Below are 23,654 nucleotides of genomic sequence, written 5' to 3'. Positions count from 1 at the left end.
CTGCCGGGCGATTCTGCAAGGTTTTCAGGCGGCTGAGGCCGGTGGTTCGGGTTTGCGCGGACGTTTGTGCTGTGCTTTCGCCGCGGCCGAAGTAACCGGTTTTGCACCATTGGCGACCTGCACCTGATTGCGCCCCTTGTCTTTGGCCATGTACAGGGCGTCATCCGCCGCGCGCATCAGGTCTTGTGGCATTGTGCCATGTGCCGGGTAGTGGGCGACGCCCACAGAGATCGTGATGCGCGGCAGAGATTTCTCACCATACCGGACCGAGACAGCCTCGACCGCCTGCCGCAATTGCTCGGCCCGGGTCATGGCATCGTCGGGCGTGTTGTCCGGCAGGATCAGCATGAACTCCTCACCGCCGATGCGGCAAGCGACCTCATCCCGGTCGCAGCCCTGTTCCAGAGCAGACCCCACCGCGCGCAGCACCATGTCACCGGCGTCATGCCCATGGGTGTCGTTGAACTTCTTGAAATGATCGACATCCACAGCAATCAGGCTCAGAGAGGCGCCGGTCTGTTGGCTGCGGCTGATGGATTTGCGCAGCGTTTCGGTCATGTGGCGACGGTTGAACAATCCGGTCAGGGGATCACGCACCGACTGGTCATGCAGTTGATCGCGCATCCGGACATTGGCGATCGCCATGCTGATCTGTTCGGCGCAAAGCTGCGCCAGCTTCTTGCTGGAATGAAACACCTCATCACAACCCTCATGCGCCCGCAGATGTAAAAGACCAACCGTTTCCCCGTGTGCCAGAATGGGAAAGCAGAAATAGGGTCGCCCGTCATGGGGTTCGGCATGTTCGCAGACAAAGTCGATCTCGGACGCGCCATATTCATATGTGCGACCCCGCCGCAGACCCCAGCACCCTTCCGGATGGATATGGGCCTTGTGCGTGCCGCCATTCCAGCTGGCGCAGCCATCCAGCACATCGCGTGAATTGGAATAGACATACACACTGCCTTCGGCCTCGGGCAGGATATGAGTCATAAAGCGCGAGACCATGTCGAACAGCTCGTCCAGCGATCGGCTGGATTGCAGCCATTCGTTCAATTCGCCCAACAACCGAACCTCGCGCGCAAGGCGCAGCTGGTCGTCCATCAGCTCTCGCTCTTTTGCGGCGCGGCCCCGCAGGCTGCGCACCTGCCGCCGGTTCGCGCGGAAAATGACCAACGTTACGACTGAAAGGGCAAGCAGGGCGACGCCGCTGAGCACGGTCAGCAACAGTCGGACCCGATTGATGAACAGGTTCCGAACCTGCGTGATGTCCGAGTAGAACTCGATCGCGCCGACAAAACGCCCTTCGCGGATGACCGGGGTATATATCTCGGCCACATGGCGGGTATGCGACCCGCTGACCTCAAGCATATTGCCGTCCAAATTGTCTACTTCGGTCAGAGGTTTTTCTTCGTGTTTGTAAACGATGTTTCCCCGGCCCAACACGTCGCTGAAATAGGCGTCGCTGTTAACCGCACCCACATCCGACGGGCGGGTTGACCACAGGACACGTCCCGCATCGTTAAAGAGTTCGAACCGGTAGATATCAGAGGTCGCGGGCAGCAGTTCCAGAAACTCTTCATCATGGGCGTCCAGCACGCCGGTGCGAAAGGTGGCGTCAACGTCTTCAAGGTGCGAGACCACCTGCCGGTTCATCTGTGTCGCGGCGTGGCGCAAATCGGATTCGAGCATCCGGTCGACCACTGGCGCGGGAATCGCGTAAATTCCCCAGCCTGACAGGGCCGTCAGGCCTCCCATCGTCAGAATGATGCCAGCAAGTTTCAGACGGGACATCATGCCCGATCCGTCAGTGTTTTTCATGATCCGCGCTCCCACAACTTTGACCTGAGCATCGGATGCAAGCTTTGACAGTGGGTTAACGCGGGCGCGGCGTACCGAATTGTACTGGTTAGAATTGACGAGAAATGGGGTGAAAAACTGCGCGAACAAGGGGTGAACAAACTCTTTCCCTCGGCGCGCATCCCGCGTAGTTTGGGGAAATGAGCAGTTTCGACGAAATGGACGCCTTCGAGGGCGCATCGCTGTCACAACGGGCTATGGCTCGTTTTTCGCAGAGTGAAGGTTTGTATCTTGAAGACCTGAACCAATCCCAGCGAGAAGCGGCTGAACAAGTTGAAGGCCCGCTACTGATTTTAGCAGGTGCCGGGACGGGTAAAACAAAAACTCTAATGGCTCGTGTTGCGCATCTTGTGCAAAAACACGGAGTTAAATCTAGGGAAATTCTTGCGGTAACCTTTACAAATAAAGCCGCTAAAGAAATGCGGGATCGGCTTGAAGTAACTCCTTACGAGATCAAAGAACCATTGAAGTGGATGGGTACCTTCCATTCAATTAGCGCTAAGTTACTGCGTCGCCATGCAGAGCTTGTTGATCTGAATTCGAATTTTACGATTTTGGATGCAGATGATCAGCTGCGGCTCCTTAAGCAGCTTCTAAAAGTCAATAATGTTGACGAAAAGCGCTGGCCGCCACGGTTGCTGGCCAGCATCATCGATGATTGGAAAAACCGCGCACTGACGCCCGATAAGGTGCCTGCGGCGGATGCCGGGGCATACAACAACAAGGGTATTGAGCTTTATGCCCAGTACCAGACCCGCCTGCGCGAACTGAATGCGGTGGATTTCGGTGACCTGCTGCTGCACATGGTCACGATCTTTCAGACCCATCAGGACGTGTTGGAGCAATATCAGCGCTGGTTCCGCTATATTCTGGTGGACGAGTATCAGGATACCAACGTCGCCCAATACCTGTGGCTGCGACTGCTGGCCGGGGCGCACAAGAACATCTGTTGTGTGGGGGATGACGACCAGTCGATCTATGGCTGGCGCGGGGCCGAAGTGGGCAATATTCTGCGGTTCGAAAAGGACTTTCCCGGAGCGTATGTGGTGCGGCTGGAGCAGAATTACCGCTCGACTCCACATATTCTGGCTGCCGCGTCGAATGTGATCCGCGGCAATGAAAGCCGCTTGGGCAAAGAGCTGTGGACCGACGCGGAAGAGGGCGAAAAGGTCCGTCTGATCGGCCATTGGGATGGCGAGGAAGAGGCCCGCTGGATCGGCGAGGAAATCGATGCGATGCAGGGCGGCACACGCGGCGTGCGGCCCATCGGGCTGGACGAGATCGCGATTCTGGTCCGTGCTTCGCACCAGATGCGCGCGTTCGAGGATCGGTTCCTGACCATTGGCCTGCCTTACAAGGTGATCGGTGGCCCCCGATTCTATGAGCGGATGGAGATCCGCGATGCCATGGCCTATTTCCGGCTGGTGGTCAGTCCGGGCGACGATCTGGCTTTTGAGCGGATCGTGAATACGCCGAAGCGCGGTTTGGGTGACAAGGCGCAGCAGACGATACAGATGACGGCGCGCGAGAATGGCGTGTCCTTGATCGATGGGGCGCGGATCGCGGTCGATAATGGGTTGATCAAGGGTAAGGGCGGCAAGGCCCTGCGCGAGTTGATCGACGGGTTGGCGCGATGGAACGCGATGACGCGCGGACCTCGTATCGAGGTCGAGGATGACACGGTGATTGATGACGGTGCCCCGATGCGGTTCGGGGAACCCGAAGTATCGCATATCGAACTGGCGCAGATCATTCTGGACGAATCCGGCTATACTGCCCACTGGCAGAACGAAAAAACGCCCGAGGCTCCGGGCCGGCTGGAAAACCTCAAGGAACTGGTCAATCAGCTCGATAACTTCGAGAACCTTCAAGGCTTCCTGGAACATGTCAGCCTGGTCATGGACAATGAGCAGGAGGGCGACGGGGCCAAAGTCTCGATCATGACCCTGCACGCGGCCAAGGGGCTGGAGTTTCCCTCTGTTTTCCTGCCGGGGTGGGAAGACGGCCTGTTCCCGTCGCAACGGTCGATGGACGAGTCGGGGCTTAAGGGTCTCGAGGAAGAACGGCGGCTGGCCTATGTCGGTATCACCCGCGCCGAAGAGGTCTGCACGATTTCTTTTGCCGCCAACCGGCGGGTGTTCGGTCAGTGGCAGAACGCGATGCCGTCGCGATTCATCGACGAACTGCCAGAAGATCATGTGGAAGTGCTGACGCCTCCGGGCTTGTATGGCGGCGGACAGCCAACCGCGGGGATCGAAACCCGAGCGGCTGAGGCGAACGTCTATAACTCACCCGGCTGGAAACGGTTGCAGGCGCGGCAGGGGCAATATGGTACGTCGCAGCCGCGCGAAAGCCGTAACACGGTGATCGATGCCACTGCGCTGGCCAGTTTCACGCTGGGCGAGCGCGTGTTTCACCAGAAATTCGGCTATGGCGCGGTGATTGGCATCGAAGGCGATAAGGTCGAGGTCGATTTCGACAAGGCAGGCACGAAAAAGGTGGTTTCACGGTTTTTGTCGGCCAAGGACGACGTGCCGTTCTAAAGTCCTTCGACCAGAACCATATTCGTCGTCGCAGTCCGTTGCCGGATTTCGGCCAGTTTGATGTAGTCCGGATCGTCCTTCCAAGCCTTTGCCGCCTCAAGAGAGGGAAATTCCATCAGGACGATTCCGTTTTCGGCCCAAATGCCTTCGATCACGTCGACGGGTTTGGATGAAACTGTCAGTAAACGACCGCCGTGGCGGTCAAAGATCGGCATGAAGCCCTCTAGGTACGCCTGATATCCCTCGGGGTCGTGAATGGAAATCTGCGCGATGAAATAGGCGGCCATTGGAAACTCCTCACAACTCGTTCGAGCTTCCATTCTACATACAGGCGCAAAAAACAAAAACGGCGGTTCCCAGGGAGGAGGAGGGGAACCGCCGTTCTTTTCAACACCAGAGCAGGGAGGAGGAGAGCCCTGATGTATCCGAACCCGGGTTTGATCCCGGTATGAGGAAGACGCGGCAACGTCAGGGAGGAGGAGAGACGTTGCCGCGCGCTTTCAACACCGGGAAAGGGAGGAGGAGTACCCGGTGTGTCAGTTTCCGGCGTTCAGGGCCGGTATAAGGTGCGGCGACATCAGGGAGGAGGAGAGATGTCACCGCAGAAATACAGGTCCAAAAGGGAGGAGGAAGGACCTGATCTCGGTTATGTCGTTTCGCGCTTAGTGCGCGGTGTATTCTTCGGCCGCTTGCAGTGCCAGGCGGCGGATCATCGAGCGGTGCAGGCCCAGATCGGCCAGTTCGCGGTTCGACAGCTCGGACAGTTCGTTGACTGTCTGGCTGTAGACGCGGTACCGAACGAACCGCGTTTTGACGGCATCGATCAGCGAAGCCAGACCAGTTGCTGGTGCGCCTTTGATTGCGCTCTGATGTGTTGCTGCTGCCATCTGCGTTACCCGATAGTTCTTGTCGTTGCCGGTGTGGCCCGGCGTTTGCTTGAGATTGAAAATAGGCAAATGCTGCAATTGCACAATAGCTCATGTCGTCAATGCCGCTATGCAGCAATTGCATAGTTATCAATGCGTTGGGTGCCTGCGTGCCTAAAGGCCTTTAAAGTAAGGGTTTTGCGACTTTATTCACGACCTCTGCACGTTTTTGCGCGGTGCGGTGCGTGTGTGACTGCTTCCTCTTTGGGCGCCTTCTGTCGAAATTTGTGCGTTATGAGATTGCCGAGAGATGGCGGGGCCAGTTGGCGCTATTTCCAGTACATGGGAAATCATGGGCGCAGGGTGGGGTGGTTTGGAATTGTGGCCCTGAACCACGCCGCTCCGAGTGATTCGCGGGGATCTCCAGCTGGAAATGGTGTTCAAAAATGAGGTTTTTTGGAAATCAGGCAAATTTTTTGGGAATTCATGGGACCTCATGGAGGTTAAGTGTTTCGTCTACATATTGTGTCTGTGTCTCTAGGGGGGTCCGATTGTGGTGTGTTTTTCCCGATTTCCTTTTGTTTTTAGTTTGGATATGTTGTGAGTCCTTTTGTGAATCGGTGAAATTTTCTGTTGATTTCCATGAATTCCCATGGCATCCCTTATACATCCGATGAGGACGAGGCACATGGGGCGCCAAACGACCCCGAAACAATAAAAACAGGTTTCATACAGGCATCTCGCTTTCATCACTCAAGAGATCCGGCGCGCGGGCGAGCAGACATCCCCCCCAGGTGGCGCGCGCAGCTGGACATCCCGCACAGCGGGTCAATGCGGCGGGTTGATCAGTGGCAGCAGATCAACCCGCCGTTTTTCATCCGGGGGGACGCGAAATTTTGGTGGGGCGCAAGCGAAAGGGACAATCGTCTTGGCGCGCAGGTTTAGAGGTGAAAGCCACCACAAGGTGGATACGAAGGGCAGGGTGTCGATCCCGGCCTCGTTTCGCCGTGTGCTTGAGGCCTCTGACCCGAACTGGCAGCCCGGTGACACTCCTGAACTGGTGATTGTCTATGGCGACCACCGCCGCAAGTTCCTAGAATGCTATACCATGCAAGCGATCGAAGAGGTCGACGATAAGATTGACGCGCTGCCGCGGGGCTCGATGCAGCGGAAGATGCTGCAGCGCATGTTCCATGGTCAGTCCTTTCCGACAACGGTGGATGAGACGGGGCGGCTGGTGCTGCCTGCCAAGCTGCGTACAAAGATCGGGCTTGAGGGAGAGGCATTCTTTATTGCCGCTGGTGATACCTTCCAGATCTGGAAGCCTGAAACCTACGAATCCGAGGAACTGGCGGCCGCCGAGGAATGGCTGGACGAACAGCCCGAGGACTTTGATCCTCTGGTGTACCTAGACGGCGCCGGGGACGCGTAGCGGCATGGCCGGCGCTGAAACCCCTTCTGACAAACCTCATATCCCTGTTCTGTTGCGCCCGTTGCTGGCCGCGGTGGCACCGGTCTCCGGGGTCTGGCTGGATGGCACCTTTGGAGCAGGCGGTTATACGCGCGGCCTGCTGGACGCCGGGGCGGACAAGGTCATCGGCGTGGACCGTGATCCGCTGGCCTTTGAAATGGCTTCCGATTGGGCGGGCGATTATGGCGACCGTCTGGTGATGCAGCCCGGTGTGTTCTCGCGACTGGACGAATACGCTCAGGGCCTGGATGGGGTAGTGCTGGACCTCGGTGTGTCATCGATGCAGTTGGACCAGGCCGAACGTGGGTTTTCCTTCATGAAGGACGGCCCGCTGGACATGCGGATGAGCCAGGAGGGTGAAAGCGCCGCTGATCTGGTCAATACGGCGACCGAAGCGCAACTGGCTGATATTCTTTTCCATTTCGGTGAGGAGCGCGCTAGCCGCCGTATCGCAAAGGCCATCGTCAAAGCGCGGGCAGAGGAGCCGATCACCACGACCCTGCGTCTGGTCGAGATCATCGAATCCTGTCTGCCACGTCCCAAGCCGGGGCAATCGCACCCTGCAACGCGCAGCTTTCAGGGGCTGCGGATTGCGGTGAATGCCGAATACGAAGAGCTGTTTCAGGGCCTTATGGCTGCAGAACGGGCGTTGAAACCGGGTGGGCAACTGGCCGTTGTGACGTTCCATTCCATCGAAGACCGCATGGTCAAACGGTTCCTCCAGTCCCGTGCAGGAAAGACCGGGCGCGCCAACCGCTACGCGCCCGAGGTGGAACAGGAATTGCCGCAATTCACGCTCAAGACCCGTAAGGCCGTGGGTCCGGATGAGCAGGAATTGCAGGAAAACCCGCGCGCGCGCTCGGCCAAGCTGCGTGTGGCGGTGCGGACCGAGGCTCCGGCGGGGGAAATTGAGGCCCGCGCCATTGGGATGCCGCAACTTGGGGGAAGGGCGAAATGAAGAGTGTTTTGTATGTGTTGACCGCTCTGGCCGTGTTCGGACTGGCGCTTTGGGCGTATCAGGAGAACTACCGCACCCAGCAAGTGGTGAAGCAAACGCAGAAAATGCAGCGTCAGATTGGAATGGCGCAGGTGCGGTTGGCTGTTCTGAACGCGGAATGGGCATATCTGAACCGCCCGGACCGGCTGCGTGAACTGGCCGACCTGAACTTTGAGCGTTTGGGCTTGTTGCCTTTGCGGGCCGAACAATTCGGTCGCGCCGACCAGATTTCTTACGCCGAGGACCCGGACCTGCCCATCGTTGACCCGATCGAGCTGCAGGCGATCACCAACATTCAGGCGCTGGGCGAGGTGCAGATCCCATGACCCGCACGCCCCTGCGCCCTCTGGCCCGAATCCTCGACGCCCGCGCCCGGGGCGAGAACCCCAAGGCGATTGAGCGCGAGAACATCCGCCAGCGTCACGAAGACATGAAAGACCGCGCCCGCGCCCGTGCCGAAGGGCGCCTTTTGGTATTGGGCCTGTTCTTTTTCTGCGCCTTCTCGGTGGTTGGTGTCCGTATGGGCATGCTGGCTACATCCGAGGCGCAAGAGCCGATTGCCAGCGCGCCCGGGGCCGCGATTGCCATGCAGCGCGCCAATATCGTGGATCGCGAAGGGCGCATTCTGGCGACCAATTTGGACACTTATTCCGTTTACGCTCAGCCGCCTCTGATGATTGATCCGGTTGCCGCCGCTGATCAACTGGTGGCGATCTTCCCCGATCTGGACAAAGAGCGGTTGGTTAGGGACTTCACCGGCAACCGCAAGTTCCTGTGGATCAAGAAACGCATCTCCCCTGAACAAAAGCAGGCCGTGCATGATATCGGCGATCCCGGCATCCTATTCGGCCCGCGTGAGATGCGACTGTACCCGAACGGGCGTCTGGCCGCGCATATCTTGGGTGGTTCCGGCTTTGGTCGTGAGGGCGTCAGTGCGGCCGAGGTGATCGGTGTTGCGGGAGTAGAAAAACAGTTCGACGACTACCTGCGCGACCCGGCCAACGGCAATAAACCGCTGCAACTGTCGCTGGACTTGACCGTTCAGGCGGCGGTCGAGCAGGTGCTGTACGGCGGTATGAAAATCATGAACGCCAAGGGGGCTTCGGCTGTCTTGATGAACGCGCATACGGGTGAGGTCGTTTCGGCCGCCTCGTTGCCGTCTTTTGACCCCAACGATCGCCCGCGCCCACCGACCTCGGGCTTTGATCCGTCGGATAGCCCCCTGTTCAATCGCTATGTTCAGGGCGTGTATGAGCTGGGGTCGGTCTTTAAAATCTTCACCGCCGCGCAGGCCGTGCAGTTGGGGCTGGTGAATTCCGAGACGATTATCGACACCTCCGGCCCGATGCGGATCGGACGTTTCCCGATTGGTGAGTTTAACGGCAAGAACTACGGCAAGATCAGTGTTGCGGATGTGATCGTCCACAGCTCGAACCGGGGCACGGGTCGGCTGGCGCTGCAGATCGGTGCAAAACGGCAGCAGAACTTCTTGAAATCGCTGGGCATGTTCGATCCGACCCCGTTCGAGATTGTCGAGGCGAAAGGTGGTGAACCGCTCAAACCCAAGAAATGGGGCGAACTGAGCACGGTGACTATTTCTTATGGCCACGGGCTGTCGACCAGTCCGATGCACCTTGCCGCTGGCTATGCAGCGATTGCCAATGGCGGGCACTATGTCAGTCCGACCATCCTGCGCAAGAACGGTCCTCAGTACGGTCCGCGTGTGTTGTCTGAAAGCGCGGCCACGCAGGCGCAGAGAATGCTGCGCAAAGTGGTCACAGACGGTACGGCCAGCTTTGGCGACGTCGCCGGTTATGATGTGGCTGGCAAGACCGGCACAGCAGATAAACCCAAGCCGCGCGGCGGCTATTACGATGACAAGGTGATCGCGACCTTTGCGACAATCTTCCCGGCTTATGATCCCAAATACGTGCTGATCGTCACGCTGGATGAACCGTCCATCGTGGCCTATGGCGAAAAGCGCCGCACGGCGGGCTGGACGGCGGTTCCTGTCGCCGCGGAACTGATCGGTCGCATTGCCCCGTTGCTGGGCCTGCGTCCCCGGCTTGAGCCTGAGGCACGCGCTGCTATAACCCTGACCTCAAATTAGGCTGTCCAACAAAAGGTGGGTCATGGGCATAAGGATGAAAACACTCAGCCAACTGGCCCTGACCGCTCGGGGTGGTGCTAACCCCGACATAACCGGGCTGGCCGTTGACAGCCGCGAGGTCAAGGACGGTTACCTCTTCGCGGCCCTTCCCGGTACCCGCGTTCATGGTGGAGAGTTCATCCAGTTCGCCCTGCGCATGGGCGCCGCGGCGATTCTGACCGATGCCGAAGGGGCCGAGATCGCAGCTGAAAAACTGGCAGCATCAGACGCGGCATTGATCGTGGTTGAAGACCCGCGTCAGGCGTTGGCGGGCTGCGCTGCGCTGTGGTTTGGCGCTCAACCGCAGACGATTGTGGCTGTAACCGGAACCAACGGCAAAACCTCGGTCTCGACCTTTGTGCGCCAGATCTGGATGGAGCTTGGGCACGCGGCGGTAAACCTCGGCACCACAGGTGTTGAGGGCGCATGGACCGCACCGCTGGCACACACCACGCCCGAGCCGATTACCCTGCATCGTTGCCTGGCCGAAGCGGCCGAGAACGGCGTTACCCATGCGGCGATGGAGGCGTCCTCACACGGGTTGGAACAGCGCCGTTTGGATGGCGTGCATCTGGCCGCTGCGGGGTTCTCCAACTTCACGCAGGATCATCTGGACTATCACGAAACGTTCGAGGCCTATTTTGCCGCCAAGGCCGGGCTGTTCGATCGCGTTCTGTCGCATGATGGCACCGTGGTCGTCAACATGGACGACCCCAAGGGCGCTGAGGTCCGCAAGATCGCCGAGGCGCGCGGTCAGTCAGTTCTAACCGTCGGATCGGGTGATGTTGACCTGTGTCTGATGAACCAACGCTTCGACTCGACCGGACAGGACTTACGCTTTTCATGGCAGGGCAAGGTGTTTCAAACGCGCCTCAACCTGATCGGTGGGTTTCAGGCCGAGAACATCCTGCTGGCCTGCGGTCTGGTCATCGCTGCCGGTGAGGACCCTGAGCGTGTGTTCGAGACCTTGCCGCATCTGACAACCGTACGGGGTCGTATGCAACTGGCAGCCACGCGCGAAAATGGCGCTGCGGTGTTTGTCGACTACGCGCACACACCAGATGCCGTGGCGACGGCGCTTAAGGCGATGCGCCCGCATGTCATGGGCCGTCTGATTGCCATCGTTGGCGCGGGCGGGGATCGTGACGCAACCAAGCGCCCGTTGATGGGGCAGGCCGCCGCCGAAAATGCCGACGTTGTTTTCGTTACGGATGACAACCCGCGCAGCGAAGATCCGGCCTCCATCCGCGCCGCTGTTTTGTTGGGCGCCCCAGAGGCCACCGAGGTCGGCGACCGGGCCGAGGCGATCTTGCGCGGCATTGATGCCTTGCAGCCCGGCGACGCTTTGTTGATCGCAGGGAAAGGGCACGAGACCGGCCAGATCGTCGGGGATCAGGTTTTGCCCTTCGATGATGTGGAACAGGCCAGCATCAGCGTCGCGGCGCTGGACGGGAGGGTGGCATGACGCTCTGGACTGCGGCTGAGGCTGCCGAAGCCACCGGTGGGCGCGCCACCTCTGATTGGGCAGTGAGCGGCGTGTCGATCGATACAAGATCCCTCCAGCCCGGAGACCTGTTCGTGGCCCTCAAGGCGGCGCGGGACGGGCATGATTTCGTGGCGCAGGCGCTGGAAAAAGGGGCGGGCGCGGCGTTGGTGTCTCGCATCCCTGAGGGCGTATCTGAAGACGCGCCGCTGTTGATCGTCGATGACGTGCAGGCCGGGCTTGAGGCGCTCGGGCAGGCGGGTCGCGCCCGGACGGACGCGCGCGTCGTGGGGGTAACCGGTAGTGTTGGCAAAACCTCGACTAAAGAAATGCTGGCCACCATTTTGGAAGCGCAGGGGAAAACGCACGCCAGCGTGGCCAGTTACAACAACCATTGGGGAGTGCCTCTGACTTTAGCCCGAATGCCGCGTGATACCGAATTCGCCGTGATTGAGATCGGCATGAACCACCCGGGTGAGATTGCTCCGCTGGCGCAGCAGGCGCGTCCGCATGTGGCGCTGGTGACGACTGTTGCGGCGGTGCATCTTGAGGCCTTTGAGTCGGTTGCAGGCATCGCCCATGAAAAGGCCGCGATCTTCGAAGGGCTTGAACCCGGCGGCGCGGCAATCGTGAATGCCGATATCGATCAAGCAGACATCCTGCGCCAGACCGCGCAGGAACATGGGGCTGGGATCGTGGATTTTGGTCGCAAGGCTGTGGACTACAACCTGACCGATGTGACGCAAGGCGCCGACTCGGTTCATTCCGAGGCGACCGTCGGCGATGCGGTCATCACATATGACGTGCAGTCCGCTGGTACACATTTTGCTATGAACGCGTTGGGTGCGCTGGCTGCATGTGTTGAGATGGGCGTTGATCTGGATGAGGCTATCACCGGGCTGGGTCAATGGTCCCCGGTCAAAGGGCGGGGCGTGCGGGAAACGCTGCCTTTGGCAACAGGTGGACAGATCGAATTGCTGGACGACAGCTACAATGCCAACCCCACCTCGATGGAGGCCGCTCTGGATGTGCTGGCTGCATCGCAAGGCGCCCGTCGGATCGCTTTTCTGGGCGATATGAAAGAGTTGGGTGGGCAGGAAATTGCCATGCACGCTGGGATGGCTGATGTCGCGGCGATGGCACGCGTGGATCAGGTTCATTGCATCGGTCCGCTGATGAAAGCCTTGCATCAGGCGTTGCCTGACGAAAAGCGCGGGCTGTGGAGTGAGACCAGCGCCGAAATGGCCGAGCACCTGCCGGAGTTGATCCGCGCAGGGGATACGGTGCTGGCCAAGGGGTCGCTCAGCATGGCGCTGGCTCAGATTGTTGACGGTTTGCGGAAAATGGGGCAAGGGAGCGCGCTTGAACCATGATTGCCGCCTAGGAAAGGTATTGTAATGCTCTATTGGTTGACCGCCCTGTCGGATGGGGGGGATTTTTTTAACCTCTTCCGCTACATCACTTTTCGTGCGGGCGGAGCCTTTTTGACGGCGCTGATCTTTGGATTTATCTTCGGAAAACCGCTAATCAACGTGCTGCGTCGCAAGCAAGGCAAAGGTCAGCCGATCCGGGATGATGGCCCCGAGGGGCATTTTTCCAAGGCCGGGACGCCGACTATGGGCGGATTACTGATCGTGGGGGCGCTGGTGACGTCTACGCTGGTTTGGGCGCGGTGGGACAACCCCTATGTTTGGATGGTGCTGTTCGTGACGTTGGCCTATGCGGCGATTGGTTTTGCAGACGATTACGCCAAAGTTTCCAAACAGAATACCAAGGGCGTGTCCGGCAAAATGCGGCTGGCGCTGGGTGTGATTATTGCGGTTCTGGCCTCGCTATGGGCGACCTTGCACCATCCCGAAGCTCTGCAGTACCAACTGGCCGTGCCGGTATTCAAGGATACGCTGGTCAATCTGGGGATGTTCTACATTCCATTCTCGATTGTGGTGATCGTTGGGGCGGCCAACGCGGTGAACCTGACTGATGGTCTGGACGGTCTGGCGATCATGCCGGCGATGATCGCGGCAACGACCCTTGGGGTGATTGCCTACGCGGTCGGCCGGGTCGACTTTACCGAATATCTGGACGTGCATTATGTGCCGGGAACCGGTGAAATCCTGATCTTTACGGCAGCGCTGTTCGGGGGCGGACTGGGCTTTCTGTGGTACAACGCCCCGCCTGCGGCCGTGTTCATGGGCGATACCGGATCGTTGGCTTTGGGCGGTGCACTGGGCGCGATTGCGGTCGCGACCAAGCACGAGCTTGTTCTGGCCGTGGTCGGTGGTCTGTTTGTGGTTGAGGCGCTGAGTGTGATCATCCAGGTCCTGTATTTCAAACGCACCGGACGCCGGGTGTTCCTGATGGCACCGATCCACCACCATTATGAGAAAAAGGGTTGGGCCGAGCCGACCATCGTGATCCGGTTCTGGATCATCTCGCTGATCCTCGCGATGATTGGTCTGGCGACTTTGAAGGTCCGGTAACGCTCCCGCCAGGTTCGGCGGACCTGCGGTCCGCCTGCCACCTGTTGGGCCCGGCTCGCGCAGATGCGCGAGCCTCTTGCTGCTCTTGCCATCGGTGATTTCTTCTGCGCAGTGTGGCGGCCAATTCGACGTCAGAGGAAGGTGGGCGGCATGATCCCGGTCAAAGGGTTTTCAGGGCAGAAGGTTGCGGTTCTGGGTCTTGGCCGGTCAGGTCTGGCCACGGCGCGCGCGTTGCGGGCGGGCAAGGCAGAACCGGTGTGCTGGGATGACAACCCTGCTGCTCGTGAAAAGGCCGAGGCCGAGGGGTTTGCTTGCCTCGATCTGCATCGTCACGGGGCGTTTGACGATATCGCATCGTTGATCGTTTCGCCGGGCATCCCGCACCTGTATCCCGAACCGAACCCGGTTGTCGCTGCGGCGCTTGCGGCGGGGGTGCCGGTGGACAACGATATCGGGCTATTCTTCCGATCTTTTGCGGGCCCGGAATGGAGCAACTATGACACTCCTCCGCGTGTGATCGCAGTGACCGGGTCGAACGGCAAATCGACCACGGCCGCATTGATCCACCACATCCTGATCGAAGCTGGTCGCGAGGCGCAGTTGGCGGGGAATATCGGGCGCGGCGTGCTGGATATCGAGCCGGGTGGGGATGGCTCGGTCGTGGTGCTGGAGTTGAGCAGCTATCAAACTGAACTTGCCCGGTCATTGACGCCGGATGTGGCGGTGTTCACCAACCTGTCGCCGGATCATCTGGATCGGCACGGCGGGATGGGCGGCTATTTTGCGGCCAAACGGCGCCTGTTTGCCGAAGGTGGCCCGGATCGGGCCGTGATCGGGGTTGACGAAAAAGAAGGTGCGTTTCTGGCGGGGCAACTGGCCGAAGGGGTAGCGGATGATCGCGTGATCCGCGTCTCGGTGGCGGGTAAACTGACGGGACCGGGTTGGCAGGTTTTTGCGCGCAAGGGGTTCCTTTCGGAGTACCGCAAGGGGCGGCAGGCCGGGTCTATCGACCTGCGTCAGATCAAGGGCCTGCCCGGCGCGCATAACCACCAGAATGCATGTGCGGCCTATGCCGCCTGTCGTGCGCTGGGGTTGGCACCGCGCGTGATCGAGGACGCGTTGCACAGCTATCCCGGATTGCCGCATCGCAGCCAGATCATCGCCGAGGCGGGCGGTGTGACCTATGTGAACGACTCTAAGGCAACCAACGTAGACAGCGCGCTGAAGGCGTTGTCGGCGTTTAAGAAGATCCGCTGGATCTGTGGGGGGCTTGAGAAAGAAGGTGGTCTGGCGGCATTGAACGGCGCGGTGGACCAGGTTCTCAAAGCCTATGTGATTGGGCGCGAGGCGGCCGGTTTCGCCATGCAGCTTGAGGCTGACGCGCAGGTCTGCACCACCATGGACGAGGCCGTGGCACAGGCCATGTCGGACGCCCAGCCGGGTGAGACAGTGCTGTTGGCTCCGGCGGCGGCCAGTTTTGACCAATACGATAACTTCGAACAGCGTGGGGACGACTTTACCGAACAGGTTCTGAGGCGGCTGGCGGACTAGCCGTTTGCAAGAGACCGCCGGTCGGGCCATGCTGCGATGCTATCAGCTTGACGTGCCACGACAATTAGGATTGGCTCCGAGCAAATTCAACACGAGGTCATGACTATGCCATTTCGTAAGCTTTTTCTGATCCTGCCTGCTGCTCTGGTTGCGGGTGCCTGCGCAAACACCGGTGCCAATTATCAGCCGGTTGTCGACGGTCCGGTCGGTCCGAACTACAATTTTGATTTGCAGCAATGCCAACAACTTGCAGCGTCTCAGGCTAGCGTTGATGGCTCGACCGCAGGTAATGCGGCTCTTGCAGCTGCAGGAACCGCAGCGACTACCGCGATCATCCAGGACAGCAGCGACAATCTGGGACGCGCAGCGGCTGCAGGTGCCCTCATCGGTGCCGGTGCAGATGTCTATGCGAAGAACCAGAACAAAGAAGTCATCGTGCGCAACTGTATGCGTGGCCGCGGTTACAACGTCGTAGGCTAACGGCTTGCGATTGCAGTTCCGGCGGCGTGGCCCGAGGACCATGCCCACTGGAAGTTGTAGCCGCCCAGCCAGCCGGTGACATCCACCGCTTCACCAATCGCATAGAGGCCGGGGACATCCCTGGCCTCCATCGTTTTTGACGACAGGCCATCCGTGTCGATCCCGCCCAGCGTGACCTCGGCGGTGCGATAGCCTTCGGTGCCCGAGGGCGTCAGCTGCCAGTTGGACAGCGCCGAGATCAGCTCGGTCAGTGCGGTGTCGGACTGGTCAGCCAGATTGCCCGGCATCGGAATGTGTTGGCTCAGATAGTCCACCAGCCGCGCGGGCAGGTGGCGGGCCAGTTCCGTTGTCAGTGCCTTACGACCGCTGCTTTGCCGCTGATCGCGCAGCAGATCGAACAGGGGCAGATCGGGGATCAGGTTGACCCGGATCGCTTCGCCCTCATGCCAGTAGGACGAGAGTTGCAGCGCCGACGGCCCGCTGAGGCCGCGATGGGTGAACAGCAGCGCCTCGTCAAAGCTTGTGTGGTCGTTCGACAGGCGCGCAGGCAGCGAGACGCCCGAGAGATCCTTGAACTTCCCGTCCGAAAACGCGAACGGCACAAGCGCCGCGCGCGTTTCGGTCATCCGCAAGCCGAACTGTTTTGCGATGTCATAGGCCAACCCGGTCGCGCCCATCTTGGGGATCGACTTGCCCCCCGTGGCCAGCACCAGATTACGGCAGCTCAGGCTGAGGCGCTGGCCCTCGCGGTCAACCTCCAGCGCGAACCCGGCCTCGGTCTTGCGCAAGTCCTTCACCTCGGTTCGCACCCACAGCTCGGCGCCGACGCACGCCATCTCGTCCAGCAGCATTTGGATGATCTGTTTCGAGGACCCGTCGCAGAACAGCTGCCCCAGCGTTTTCTCATGCCACGCGATGCCGTGGCGACCAACCAGATCGACGAAATCCCACTGCGTGTAGCGTGCCAGCGCGGATTTACAAAAATGCGGGTTCTGCGACAGGAAGTTATTCGGCCCCGCGTACATGTTGGTGAAGTTGCAGCGCCCGCCGCCCGAGATGCGGATTTTCTCACCCGGAGCCTTCGCGTGATCAATCACCAAAACGCGCCCGCCACAATGGGCGGCGCACATCATGCCGGCAGCACCGGCGCCAAGGATGATCGTGTCGTAGGTCATGCGCGGGTGGATGGCGTTGTTTGGACGGGATGGCAAGGGGTGGGTTTGAATCCGAGAAATCGAAGTGACCGCAAATCCATCCCTAGTAAACGCGCGGGTTGAATTCCTAGGATACCCGTGGAAACACTGTCACGATGACGAATGTTTGGTCCTTCGCTTTGCACGCCATATACAGGAACAGAAACCGCTAAATACATGAAATGTTACATAGTTTGTCGCGGTTACGGGCCGACCTTCAGTACGGTCGGCTGGATGGTCGAAAAAGACGGGCCGTATATCCACAAGCGTAACAAGAACTGGGACAAATGGGCTCCGATGGAGGATTTGCAGTACCAAACCGGGGGAAACACTTGGCAAGCAGCAGGCCCTCTGACAGACGAAACTGTCGAACGCCTAAAGGACTTCTGGATCGGTATAGGCAGCAAGGAGCCGCTGAGCGACAGCCACGTGATTGGCGCGCCGCACACGCAACCCTGGATTGACACGGTCGTCGACCAAGCTTTTGTCGATGCGATATCGGCATTTGATGATCGGTTGTTTAGCTTCATCCAGCACGAGAAGGTCTGGGACAGAGGGCGCGATTGCCCGCCTTGGGATGGGGCATTTTACATTGCAACGCTTTTACCGCTGCGCCCATCCTTTGATTTGCAACGTTCTGACTTGGTACCCAAAACTAATGCGGCGGAACGATACAAGGGCAGCTACGTTTCTTCTGGCGCAAGGCGCGCCGTGAAACTGAGCGCAACATTGGAAACTCCAATCTGGCGCGATGCTTATACGCGTCAAGTCATGTGTACAGAGGAAGCACGTGCTGCTTTGGAGGCTATTGGCATCACGGAATGGTGGTTTATGCCCCGTGACCTCGTCGATGACCGGCATTAAAACCCTGCTGTTCAGAATTGGGCGTCAAAATGCTGAACGGCATGTCATCCTACTAGCCCAAACGCAAAAATCCCTGTAGACTCTCAACCAGATCCTGAAAAACGGGACGTTAACGAGGCAGATAGTGGCGGTATCTCATGACTGAGATGGTGTATGGCGCGGTCCAGGACCAGCGCGGCGAACCGATTCTACCAAAGTGGTGGCGAACAATTGATCGCTGGACGATGTCCTGCGTGTTGATCCTGTTTGTCATCGGGCTGTTACTGGGGCTGGCCTCATCGCCGCCGCTGGCCGGTCGAAACGGGTTCGATCCGTTCCACTATGTCGAGCGTCAGGCGCTGTTCGGCGGATTGGCGCTGATTGCGATGTTGCTGACCTCGATGATGTCGCCGACGTTGGTGCGGCGTCTGGCAGTTCTGGGTTTTCTGGGTGCCTTCGTAGCGCTGGCCTTTCTGCCGGTCTTTGGCACCGATTTCGGCAAGGGCGCAGTGCGCTGGTATTCACTGGGTTTTGCATCACTTCAGCCGTCCGAGTTTCTGAAGCCCGGCTTTGTCGTTGTGGCCGCATGGCTGCTGGCCGCGTCGCAAGAGATCAATGGCCCTCCGGGTCGGCTGTGGTCCTTTGCACTGTGCATGGCTATCGTGGGGATGCTGGTGTTGCAGCCCGATTTCGGTCAGGCCTGTCTGATCCTGTTTGGTTGGGGCGTGATGTATTTCGTCGCCGGCGCGCCGATGCTGCTGCTGGTGGGCATGGCCGGGGCGGTGGTTCTGGGGGGTATGTTTGCCTATTCGAACTCGGAGCACTTTGCGCGCCGGATTGATGGGTTCCTGAACCAAGAAGTCGATCCAACCACTCAGATTGGTTACGCAACCAACGCCATCCGCGAGGGTGGCCTGTTTGGCGTTGGCGTGGGCGAGGGGCAGGTGAAGTGGTCTCTGCCCGATGCGCATACGGATTTCATCATCGCTGTTGCGGCCGAGGAGTTCGGCCTGATCCTGGTGCTGATCATCATCGCGCTGTATTCGATTATCGTGGTGCGCTCGTTGCTGCGGCTGATGAAAGAACGCGACATGTTCATCCGTCTGGCGGGCACCGGTTTGGCCTGCATGTTCGGCGTACAGGCGATGATCAACATGGGCGTCGCGGTGCGCCTGCTGCCCGCCAAGGGCATGACGCTGCCCTTTGTCAGCTATGGCGGTTCGTCGCTGATTGCGGGCGGTATCGCGGTTGGTATGCTGCTGGCCTTTACCCGGACCCGCCCACAGGGCGAGCTTGGTGACATTCTGCGCGGACGAGGTTGATGACCAAACCCTATCTACTGATTGCGGCGGGCGGCACCGGGGGCCACATGTTCCCGGCGCAAGCCCTGACCGAGGCGATGCTGCAAAAGGGCTGGCGCGTGCGCCTGTCCACCGATGCGCGCGGCGCGCGCTATACCAGCGGCTTTCCGCATTCGACCGAGATTGTCGAAGCATCCTCGGCCACCTTTGCCCGGGGTGGGCTGGCAGCGAAAGCTCTGGTCGGGCCGAAGATTGCTGCTGGTGTGACTGGCATGGCCGTCCAGATGATGCGTGACCGCCCGGATGTGGTGGTTGGCTTTGGCGGCTATCCGTCGATCCCGGCGTTGGGCGCGGCGACGATGCTGAAAATCCCGCGCATGATCCACGAACAGAACGGTATTCTGGGTCGGGTGAACCAGCTGTTCGCAACCCGTGTGTCGCAGGTGGCTTGCGGTATTTGGCCCACTGACCTGCCCGAGGGCGCCAGGGGCGTCCATACCGGCAACCCGGTTCGCGCCGCCGTTCTTGAACGTGCGGCGGCCGGGTATATCCCGCCCGGCGACTATCCGATGTCGATCCTTGTGATGGGCGGCTCGCAGGGCGCGCGAATCCTTAGCGATGTGGTGCCGGGCGCGATTGCGGCTTTGCCTGACGCGCTTCGCGATCATATCCGTGTCGCCCATCAGGCCCGCGACGAGGACGGTGAGCGGGTCACTGCCTTCTACGCCGATCACGGCATTCGCGCCGAGGTCAAACCGTTCTTTCAGGACGTCCCGCGCCGTATGTCTGACGCGCAGCTGGTCATTTCGCGTTCAGGCGCGTCGAGCGTCGCCGATATCTCGGTGATCGGGCGGCCGTCGATCCTGATCCCGTTTGCCGCGGCTGCTGGCGATCACCAAACCGCCAACGCCCGCGGGCTGGTGCAGGCGGGCGGGGCGATCATGATTCCGGAAAACCTGCTTGACGTTTCCGCGCTGACCGAGCAAATCACCGCAGTTCTGACAAACCCCGAAGCCGCACAAAAGATGGCCCATGCCGCCCTCTCGACCGGTGCGCCCGATGCGACCGAGCGTTTGGTGCACCTTGTCGAAGACCTGGCGCAGAAGGAGACCGCATGAATCCCGCAACCAAACTGCCGCAAGACGTAGGGCCGATCCATTTCGTTGGTATCGGTGGGATCGGGATGTCGGGCATCGCCGAGGTGCTTCTGAACCTTGGCTACCGGGTTCAGGGGTCGGACCTGAAGGCCTCGAAGATCACCGATCGTCTGGCCGGTTTGGGGGCTGAGATTTTTGTCGGTCAGCGTGCTGAAAACCTTGAAAACGTTGCCGTTGTGGTGGTGTCGACTGCGATCAAGCCGGGCAACCCAGAGCTGGACGGCGCCCGCGCGCAGGGTCTGCCGGTGGTGCGCCGTGCGGACATGCTGGCGGAATTGATGCGGTTGAAATCCAATATCGCCATTGCCGGAACCCACGGCAAGACCACCACCACCACGATGATGGCCGAACTGATGGTGGCGGGTGATTTCGACCCGACCGTGATCAATGGCGGCATCATCCACGCCTATGGCTCGAACGCGCGGATGGGGCAGGGCGAATGGATGGTGGTTGAGGCCGACGAATCCGACGGCTCGTTCAACCGTCTGCCCGCGACCATCGCCATCGTCACCAATATCGACCCCGAGCATATGGAGCATTGGGGCGACTTCGACAAACTGCGCGATGGGTTCTATGAGTTCGTCTCGAACCTGCCGTTCTATGGCCTTGCCGTTTGCTGCACCGACCATGCAGAGGTGCAGACGCTAGTGGGCCGCATCACTGACCGCCGCGTGCGCACTTATGGCTTTAACGCGCAAGCCGACGTGCGGGCGGTTAACCTGACATATAAGGGTGGCGTTGCGCATTTCGACATCCACCTGCAATACGAAGACACGGTGATCGAGGGCTGTACCCTGCCGATGCCGGGGGATCACAACGTCTCGAACGCGCTGTCTGCGGCTGCGGTGGCGCGCCATCTGGGAATGAAGGCCTCGGAAATCCGCGATGCGCTGGCCAATTTCGGCGGTGTCAACCGCCGCTTCACCAAGGTGGGTGAGGTGGATGGTGTCACCATCATCGACGATTACGGGCATCATCCGGTTGAAATCAACGCCGTGCTGAAAGCCGCGCGTCAGGCGACCGAGGGGCGCGTGATCGCAGTGCATCAACCGCACCGCTACTCACGCCTGTCCAACCTGTTCGACGATTTCTGCACCTGCTTCAACGATGCAGACGTGGTGGCCATAGCCGATATCTTTGCCGCCGGAGAAGACCCGATTGAGGGCGCATCCCGCGATGATCTGGTGCAGGGCCTGATCCGCCACGGCCATCGCCACGCCCGCGCTTTGCTGGACGAAAACGACCTGGAGCGCCTGGTTCGTGAACAGGCCCGCCCCGGTGACATGGTCGTGTGCCTGGGCGCGGGTACAATCAGCGCCTGGGCCAATGGTCTGCCTGTGCGATTGCAGCAAAAACAGGCCGTTTGAGGCAATGGACTTTCCGGCGACGCAACTTTAAGGTGTCGCGTCGCAACGTCCTTGGAAGGGGCAACAGGTGTATTCAGTTGTGTTCGCATCCCTATGGGTCGTGGCCGCGACGGTCGTGGCCATGCTGCCGATGCGGCTGCAGTTCCCTCCGGGCGTTGTGCTGTTGATTGCTGCGCCTTTTTTGATCGTCTGGCTGGGCTATGACTTCGGGTGGTTCCTTTCGGTGCTGGCCTTCGCCGGTTTTGCGTCAATGTTCCGCAAACCGATCCAATACTACTGGCGTCGCTGGACGGGCAGAGAGGTCGAGGAATGAACTGGTCCATCGCCCTGGCCGCGCTGTGGGGGATTGCCGCGAACGTGCTGGCGATGCTTCCCAGCAAAGACAATCACTGGACGCGCGCCTATATCCTGATCGCGGTGGGCATCCCGATCTTGGGCTATGTCACCTTGCAGAACGGCCCGTGGATCGGGTTGCTGGTTCTGGCGATGGGCATGTCAGTGCTGCGCTGGCCGGTAATTTACCTGACCCGTTGGACAAAGGCGAAAATGCAGGGCATGAAGGCGGCCAACAAGTAACGACCGCTTTCAGGAGGCCCCCATGGTCGACATCGCCACATTTGCTTATCTGCCATTGATCACGCTGGTCCTTGGGGCCGTGGCAGGCTTTGTTGCGGGGCGCTGGATTGGCCTTAGGGGGCTGCTGTGGCTGATCGGGCTGACCTGCGTTGTTTCGCTGGGGCTGATTGTGATGCTGGCAGGCGTCGGCACTGGCGAAGAAGAGCAGGCCTTTGGCCCGTTCATCTGGCTGACCGGTGGCGTCCTGCCCTTCCTATTGGCGGTCATCGTGGGCGGGGTCGGTGGACGCAGCCTGGCGGCAAGGGCAAACACATGATCAACGTGACCGAAGTCCGGGGGCGCCTGACACAGGCACGACCTCTGAACGACTTGACGTGGCTGCGTGTCGGTGGCCCGGCAGATTATCTGTTTCAGCCTGCCGATATCGAAGACCTACAGAGCTTCCTGCGCGATCTGCCCGCCGAGGTACCGGTCTTTCCGATGGGTGTCGGGTCGAACCTGATTGTGCGGGATGGTGGTCTGCGTGCCGTAGTGATCCGGCTGGGGCGCGGCTTCAACGGTATCTCGGTCGAGGGCAACACTGTTACCGCAGGTGCCGCCGCGCTGGACGCGCATGTGGCGCGCAAGGCGGCGGATGCGGGCGTGGATCTGACCTTTCTGCGTACTATCCCCGGCTCGGTCGGTGGCGCGGTGCGGATGAACGCAGGCTGTTACGGCAGCTACACCGCAGACGTGCTGCGCAAGGCCACCATTGTCACCCGGCAGGGAGAGGTCGTGGACCTGACGCCTGAGGATCTGAATTTTCACTACCGTCAATCCGATCTGCCCGAAGGGGCGGTGCTGGTTTCGGCAACCTTCGAAGGCCCTTCGGGTAACCCGCAGGACCTGCACGACCGAATGGCGGCGCAGTTGCAGAAACGCGACGAAACCCAACCCACCAAGGACCGCAGCGCCGGGTCGACGTTCCGCAACCCGGCTGGATTTTCGTCGACCGGGCGAGCGGATGATGTGCATGACCTCAAGGCATGGAAGGTGATCGACGACGCCGGGATGCGCGGGGCCACGATGGGCGGGGCGCAGATGAGCCCGAAGCACTCGAACTTCCTGATCAATACCGGCACTGCCACTGCCGCCGACCTCGAAGGTCTGGGTGAAGAGGTGCGAAAAAAGGTTTACGAAACAAGCGGCATCACGCTAGAGTGGGAAATCATGCGGGTCGGTGATCCGCTGACAGAATAAAGCCCCAACCGTCAGACCATAACAGGCAATTAACGGCGACGGATCAAAGGCATAAACGTAGTACGGACCACCACATAAGGTCCGGGGACATTGAGGCGCAC

At 59.9% G+C, this 23,654-nt stretch carries 22 protein-coding genes; 18 read left to right on the top strand and 4 right to left on the bottom strand.

The window, feature by feature from the left end:
• Positions 1–24: 24 nt before the first annotated feature.
• Positions 25–1,818, bottom strand: a complete 1,794-nt coding sequence (locus GOX63_RS09630) for a sensor domain-containing diguanylate cyclase (protein ID WP_437436607.1) — start codon at positions 1,816–1,818, stop codon at positions 25–27.
• A gap of 179 nt (positions 1,819–1,997) precedes the next feature.
• On the opposite strand from GOX63_RS09630, the gene GOX63_RS09625 reads away from it, so the two are divergent.
• Entirely contained in the window at positions 1,998–4,400 is a 2,403-nt protein-coding gene (locus GOX63_RS09625; protein ID WP_170325755.1) for an ATP-dependent helicase, read from the top strand.
• On the opposite strand, the gene GOX63_RS09620 is transcribed toward GOX63_RS09625, so the two are convergent.
• The gene (locus GOX63_RS09620) at positions 4,397–4,687 is read right to left on the bottom strand and encodes a DUF1330 domain-containing protein (protein WP_170325754.1); all 291 of its coding nucleotides are present in this window, start codon (positions 4,685–4,687) and stop codon (positions 4,397–4,399) included. The genes GOX63_RS09625 and GOX63_RS09620 overlap by 4 nt on opposite strands.
• A gap of 375 nt (positions 4,688–5,062) precedes the next feature.
• On the bottom strand, positions 5,063–5,287 hold the full coding sequence (locus tag GOX63_RS09615; protein ID WP_170325753.1) for a DUF1127 domain-containing protein: 225 nt from the start codon (positions 5,285–5,287) through the stop codon (positions 5,063–5,065).
• Between the two features lie 907 nt (positions 5,288–6,194).
• Here GOX63_RS09615 and mraZ point away from each other — a divergent pair.
• The 9 genes from mraZ (at position 6,195) to GOX63_RS09570 (ending at position 15,877) form a co-directional block, all read left to right on the top strand.
• Complete coding sequence (gene mraZ, locus GOX63_RS09610; RefSeq protein ID WP_170325752.1) at positions 6,195–6,698, top strand: division/cell wall cluster transcriptional repressor MraZ; 504 nt, start codon at positions 6,195–6,197, stop codon at positions 6,696–6,698.
• 4 nt (positions 6,699–6,702) lie between these two features.
• Positions 6,703–7,695: a 16S rRNA (cytosine(1402)-N(4))-methyltransferase RsmH gene (gene rsmH / locus GOX63_RS09605; protein ID WP_170325751.1), complete on the top strand. Its 993-nt coding sequence runs from the start codon at positions 6,703–6,705 to the stop codon at positions 7,693–7,695.
• Positions 7,692–8,060 (top strand): cell division protein FtsL, encoded by a 369-nt coding sequence (ftsL, locus tag GOX63_RS09600; RefSeq protein WP_170325750.1) that lies wholly within the window; start codon positions 7,692–7,694, stop codon positions 8,058–8,060. Before rsmH ends, ftsL begins: the two co-directional genes overlap by 4 nt.
• Entirely contained in the window at positions 8,057–9,844 is a 1,788-nt protein-coding gene (locus GOX63_RS09595; RefSeq protein ID WP_170325749.1) for a peptidoglycan D,D-transpeptidase FtsI family protein, read from the top strand. Before ftsL ends, GOX63_RS09595 begins: the two co-directional genes overlap by 4 nt.
• A 22-nt stretch (positions 9,845–9,866) precedes the next feature.
• Positions 9,867–11,348 carry a UDP-N-acetylmuramoyl-L-alanyl-D-glutamate--2,6-diaminopimelate ligase gene (locus tag GOX63_RS09590; protein ID WP_170325748.1) on the top strand — a complete coding sequence of 494 codons (1,482 nt, stop codon included), beginning with the start codon at positions 9,867–9,869 and terminating at the stop codon, positions 11,346–11,348.
• Complete coding sequence (locus GOX63_RS09585) at positions 11,345–12,739, top strand: UDP-N-acetylmuramoyl-tripeptide--D-alanyl-D-alanine ligase (protein WP_170545613.1); 1,395 nt, start codon at positions 11,345–11,347, stop codon at positions 12,737–12,739. The genes GOX63_RS09590 and GOX63_RS09585 overlap by 4 nt, the downstream gene beginning before the upstream one ends.
• A 24-nt stretch (positions 12,740–12,763) precedes the next feature.
• Complete coding sequence (gene mraY, locus GOX63_RS09580) at positions 12,764–13,846, top strand: phospho-N-acetylmuramoyl-pentapeptide-transferase (protein WP_170325746.1); 1,083 nt, start codon at positions 12,764–12,766, stop codon at positions 13,844–13,846.
• Between the two features lie 150 nt (positions 13,847–13,996).
• On the top strand, positions 13,997–15,397 hold the full coding sequence (murD, locus tag GOX63_RS09575; RefSeq protein WP_170325745.1) for a UDP-N-acetylmuramoyl-L-alanine--D-glutamate ligase: 1,401 nt from the start codon (positions 13,997–13,999) through the stop codon (positions 15,395–15,397).
• 105 nt (positions 15,398–15,502) lie between these two features.
• A complete protein-coding gene (locus GOX63_RS09570) occupies positions 15,503–15,877 on the top strand; it encodes a glycine zipper family protein (RefSeq protein WP_254435918.1) in 375 nt (124 codons plus the stop codon).
• On the opposite strand, the gene GOX63_RS09565 is transcribed toward GOX63_RS09570, so the two are convergent.
• Positions 15,874–17,052 (bottom strand): NAD(P)/FAD-dependent oxidoreductase, encoded by a 1,179-nt coding sequence (locus GOX63_RS09565; RefSeq protein WP_170326017.1) that lies wholly within the window; start codon positions 17,050–17,052, stop codon positions 15,874–15,876. The genes GOX63_RS09570 and GOX63_RS09565 overlap by 4 nt on opposite strands.
• A 252-nt stretch (positions 17,053–17,304) precedes the next feature.
• On the opposite strand from GOX63_RS09565, the gene GOX63_RS09560 reads away from it, so the two are divergent.
• From GOX63_RS09560 to murB, 8 genes are all read left to right on the top strand, one after another.
• Positions 17,305–17,934, top strand: a complete 630-nt coding sequence (locus tag GOX63_RS09560) for a hypothetical protein (RefSeq protein WP_170325743.1) — start codon at positions 17,305–17,307, stop codon at positions 17,932–17,934.
• 137 nt (positions 17,935–18,071) lie between these two features.
• Positions 18,072–19,235 (top strand): putative lipid II flippase FtsW, encoded by a 1,164-nt coding sequence (ftsW, locus tag GOX63_RS09555; RefSeq protein WP_170325742.1) that lies wholly within the window; start codon positions 18,072–18,074, stop codon positions 19,233–19,235.
• The gene (locus GOX63_RS09550; RefSeq protein ID WP_170325741.1) at positions 19,235–20,332 is read left to right on the top strand and encodes a UDP-N-acetylglucosamine--N-acetylmuramyl-(pentapeptide) pyrophosphoryl-undecaprenol N-acetylglucosamine transferase; all 1,098 of its coding nucleotides are present in this window, start codon (positions 19,235–19,237) and stop codon (positions 20,330–20,332) included. The genes ftsW and GOX63_RS09550 overlap by 1 nt, the downstream gene beginning before the upstream one ends.
• Positions 20,329–21,738, top strand: a complete 1,410-nt coding sequence (gene murC / locus GOX63_RS09545; RefSeq protein ID WP_170325740.1) for a UDP-N-acetylmuramate--L-alanine ligase — start codon at positions 20,329–20,331, stop codon at positions 21,736–21,738. The genes GOX63_RS09550 and murC overlap by 4 nt, the downstream gene beginning before the upstream one ends.
• 79 nt (positions 21,739–21,817) lie before the next feature.
• Positions 21,818–22,051: a DUF2484 family protein gene (locus tag GOX63_RS09540; RefSeq protein WP_367646702.1), complete on the top strand. Its 234-nt coding sequence runs from the start codon at positions 21,818–21,820 to the stop codon at positions 22,049–22,051.
• Positions 22,048–22,314: a DUF2484 family protein gene (locus GOX63_RS09535; protein ID WP_170325738.1), complete on the top strand. Its 267-nt coding sequence runs from the start codon at positions 22,048–22,050 to the stop codon at positions 22,312–22,314. The genes GOX63_RS09540 and GOX63_RS09535 overlap by 4 nt, the downstream gene beginning before the upstream one ends.
• 22 nt (positions 22,315–22,336) lie before the next feature.
• Positions 22,337–22,630, top strand: coding sequence for a hypothetical protein (locus tag GOX63_RS09530; protein ID WP_170325737.1), 294 nt, complete (start codon positions 22,337–22,339; stop codon positions 22,628–22,630).
• On the top strand, positions 22,627–23,553 hold the full coding sequence (gene murB, locus GOX63_RS09525) for a UDP-N-acetylmuramate dehydrogenase (RefSeq protein ID WP_170325736.1): 927 nt from the start codon (positions 22,627–22,629) through the stop codon (positions 23,551–23,553). The genes GOX63_RS09530 and murB overlap by 4 nt, the downstream gene beginning before the upstream one ends.
• Positions 23,554–23,654 lie beyond the last annotated feature (101 nt).

This window comes from Ruegeria arenilitoris, assembly GCF_013031355.1.
Taxonomy (GTDB): Bacteria; Pseudomonadota; Alphaproteobacteria; order Rhodobacterales; family Rhodobacteraceae; genus Ruegeria; species Ruegeria arenilitoris_C.
The sequence above is the reverse complement of the archived record's forward strand: the minus strand, read 5'-3'. Positions and strand labels throughout refer to the sequence as shown.

Excerpts from the sequence above, each read along its gene's own strand:
- GOX63_RS09620 (WP_170325754.1), bottom strand. The coding sequence starts at position 4,687 with ATGGCCGCCTATTTCATCGCGCAGATTTCCATTCACGACCCCGAGGGA.
- GOX63_RS09560 (WP_170325743.1), top strand. The coding sequence starts at position 17,305 with ATGGTCGAAAAAGACGGGCCGTATATCCACAAGCGTAACAAGAACTGG.
- GOX63_RS09630 (WP_437436607.1), bottom strand. The coding sequence starts at position 1,818 with ATGAAAAACACTGACGGATCGGGCATGATGTCCCGTCTGAAACTTGCT.
- GOX63_RS09565 (WP_170326017.1), bottom strand. The coding sequence starts at position 17,052 with ATGACCTACGACACGATCATCCTTGGCGCCGGTGCTGCCGGCATGATG.
- GOX63_RS09585 (WP_170545613.1), top strand. The coding sequence starts at position 11,345 with ATGACGCTCTGGACTGCGGCTGAGGCTGCCGAAGCCACCGGTGGGCGC.
- GOX63_RS09625 (WP_170325755.1), top strand. The coding sequence starts at position 1,998 with ATGAGCAGTTTCGACGAAATGGACGCCTTCGAGGGCGCATCGCTGTCA.
- mraY (WP_170325746.1), top strand. The coding sequence starts at position 12,764 with ATGCTCTATTGGTTGACCGCCCTGTCGGATGGGGGGGATTTTTTTAAC.
- rsmH (WP_170325751.1), top strand. The coding sequence starts at position 6,703 with ATGGCCGGCGCTGAAACCCCTTCTGACAAACCTCATATCCCTGTTCTG.
- murC (WP_170325740.1), top strand. The coding sequence starts at position 20,329 with ATGAATCCCGCAACCAAACTGCCGCAAGACGTAGGGCCGATCCATTTC.
- GOX63_RS09535 (WP_170325738.1), top strand. The coding sequence starts at position 22,048 with ATGAACTGGTCCATCGCCCTGGCCGCGCTGTGGGGGATTGCCGCGAAC.
- GOX63_RS09550 (WP_170325741.1), top strand. The coding sequence starts at position 19,235 with ATGACCAAACCCTATCTACTGATTGCGGCGGGCGGCACCGGGGGCCAC.
- GOX63_RS09570 (WP_254435918.1), top strand. The coding sequence starts at position 15,503 with ATGCCATTTCGTAAGCTTTTTCTGATCCTGCCTGCTGCTCTGGTTGCG.
- ftsW (WP_170325742.1), top strand. The coding sequence starts at position 18,072 with ATGACTGAGATGGTGTATGGCGCGGTCCAGGACCAGCGCGGCGAACCG.
- GOX63_RS09590 (WP_170325748.1), top strand. The coding sequence starts at position 9,867 with ATGGGCATAAGGATGAAAACACTCAGCCAACTGGCCCTGACCGCTCGG.
- murB (WP_170325736.1), top strand. The coding sequence starts at position 22,627 with ATGATCAACGTGACCGAAGTCCGGGGGCGCCTGACACAGGCACGACCT.
- ftsL (WP_170325750.1), top strand. The coding sequence starts at position 7,692 with ATGAAGAGTGTTTTGTATGTGTTGACCGCTCTGGCCGTGTTCGGACTG.
- GOX63_RS09615 (WP_170325753.1), bottom strand. The coding sequence starts at position 5,287 with ATGGCAGCAGCAACACATCAGAGCGCAATCAAAGGCGCACCAGCAACT.
- murD (WP_170325745.1), top strand. The coding sequence starts at position 13,997 with ATGATCCCGGTCAAAGGGTTTTCAGGGCAGAAGGTTGCGGTTCTGGGT.
- GOX63_RS09530 (WP_170325737.1), top strand. The coding sequence starts at position 22,337 with ATGGTCGACATCGCCACATTTGCTTATCTGCCATTGATCACGCTGGTC.
- GOX63_RS09595 (WP_170325749.1), top strand. The coding sequence starts at position 8,057 with ATGACCCGCACGCCCCTGCGCCCTCTGGCCCGAATCCTCGACGCCCGC.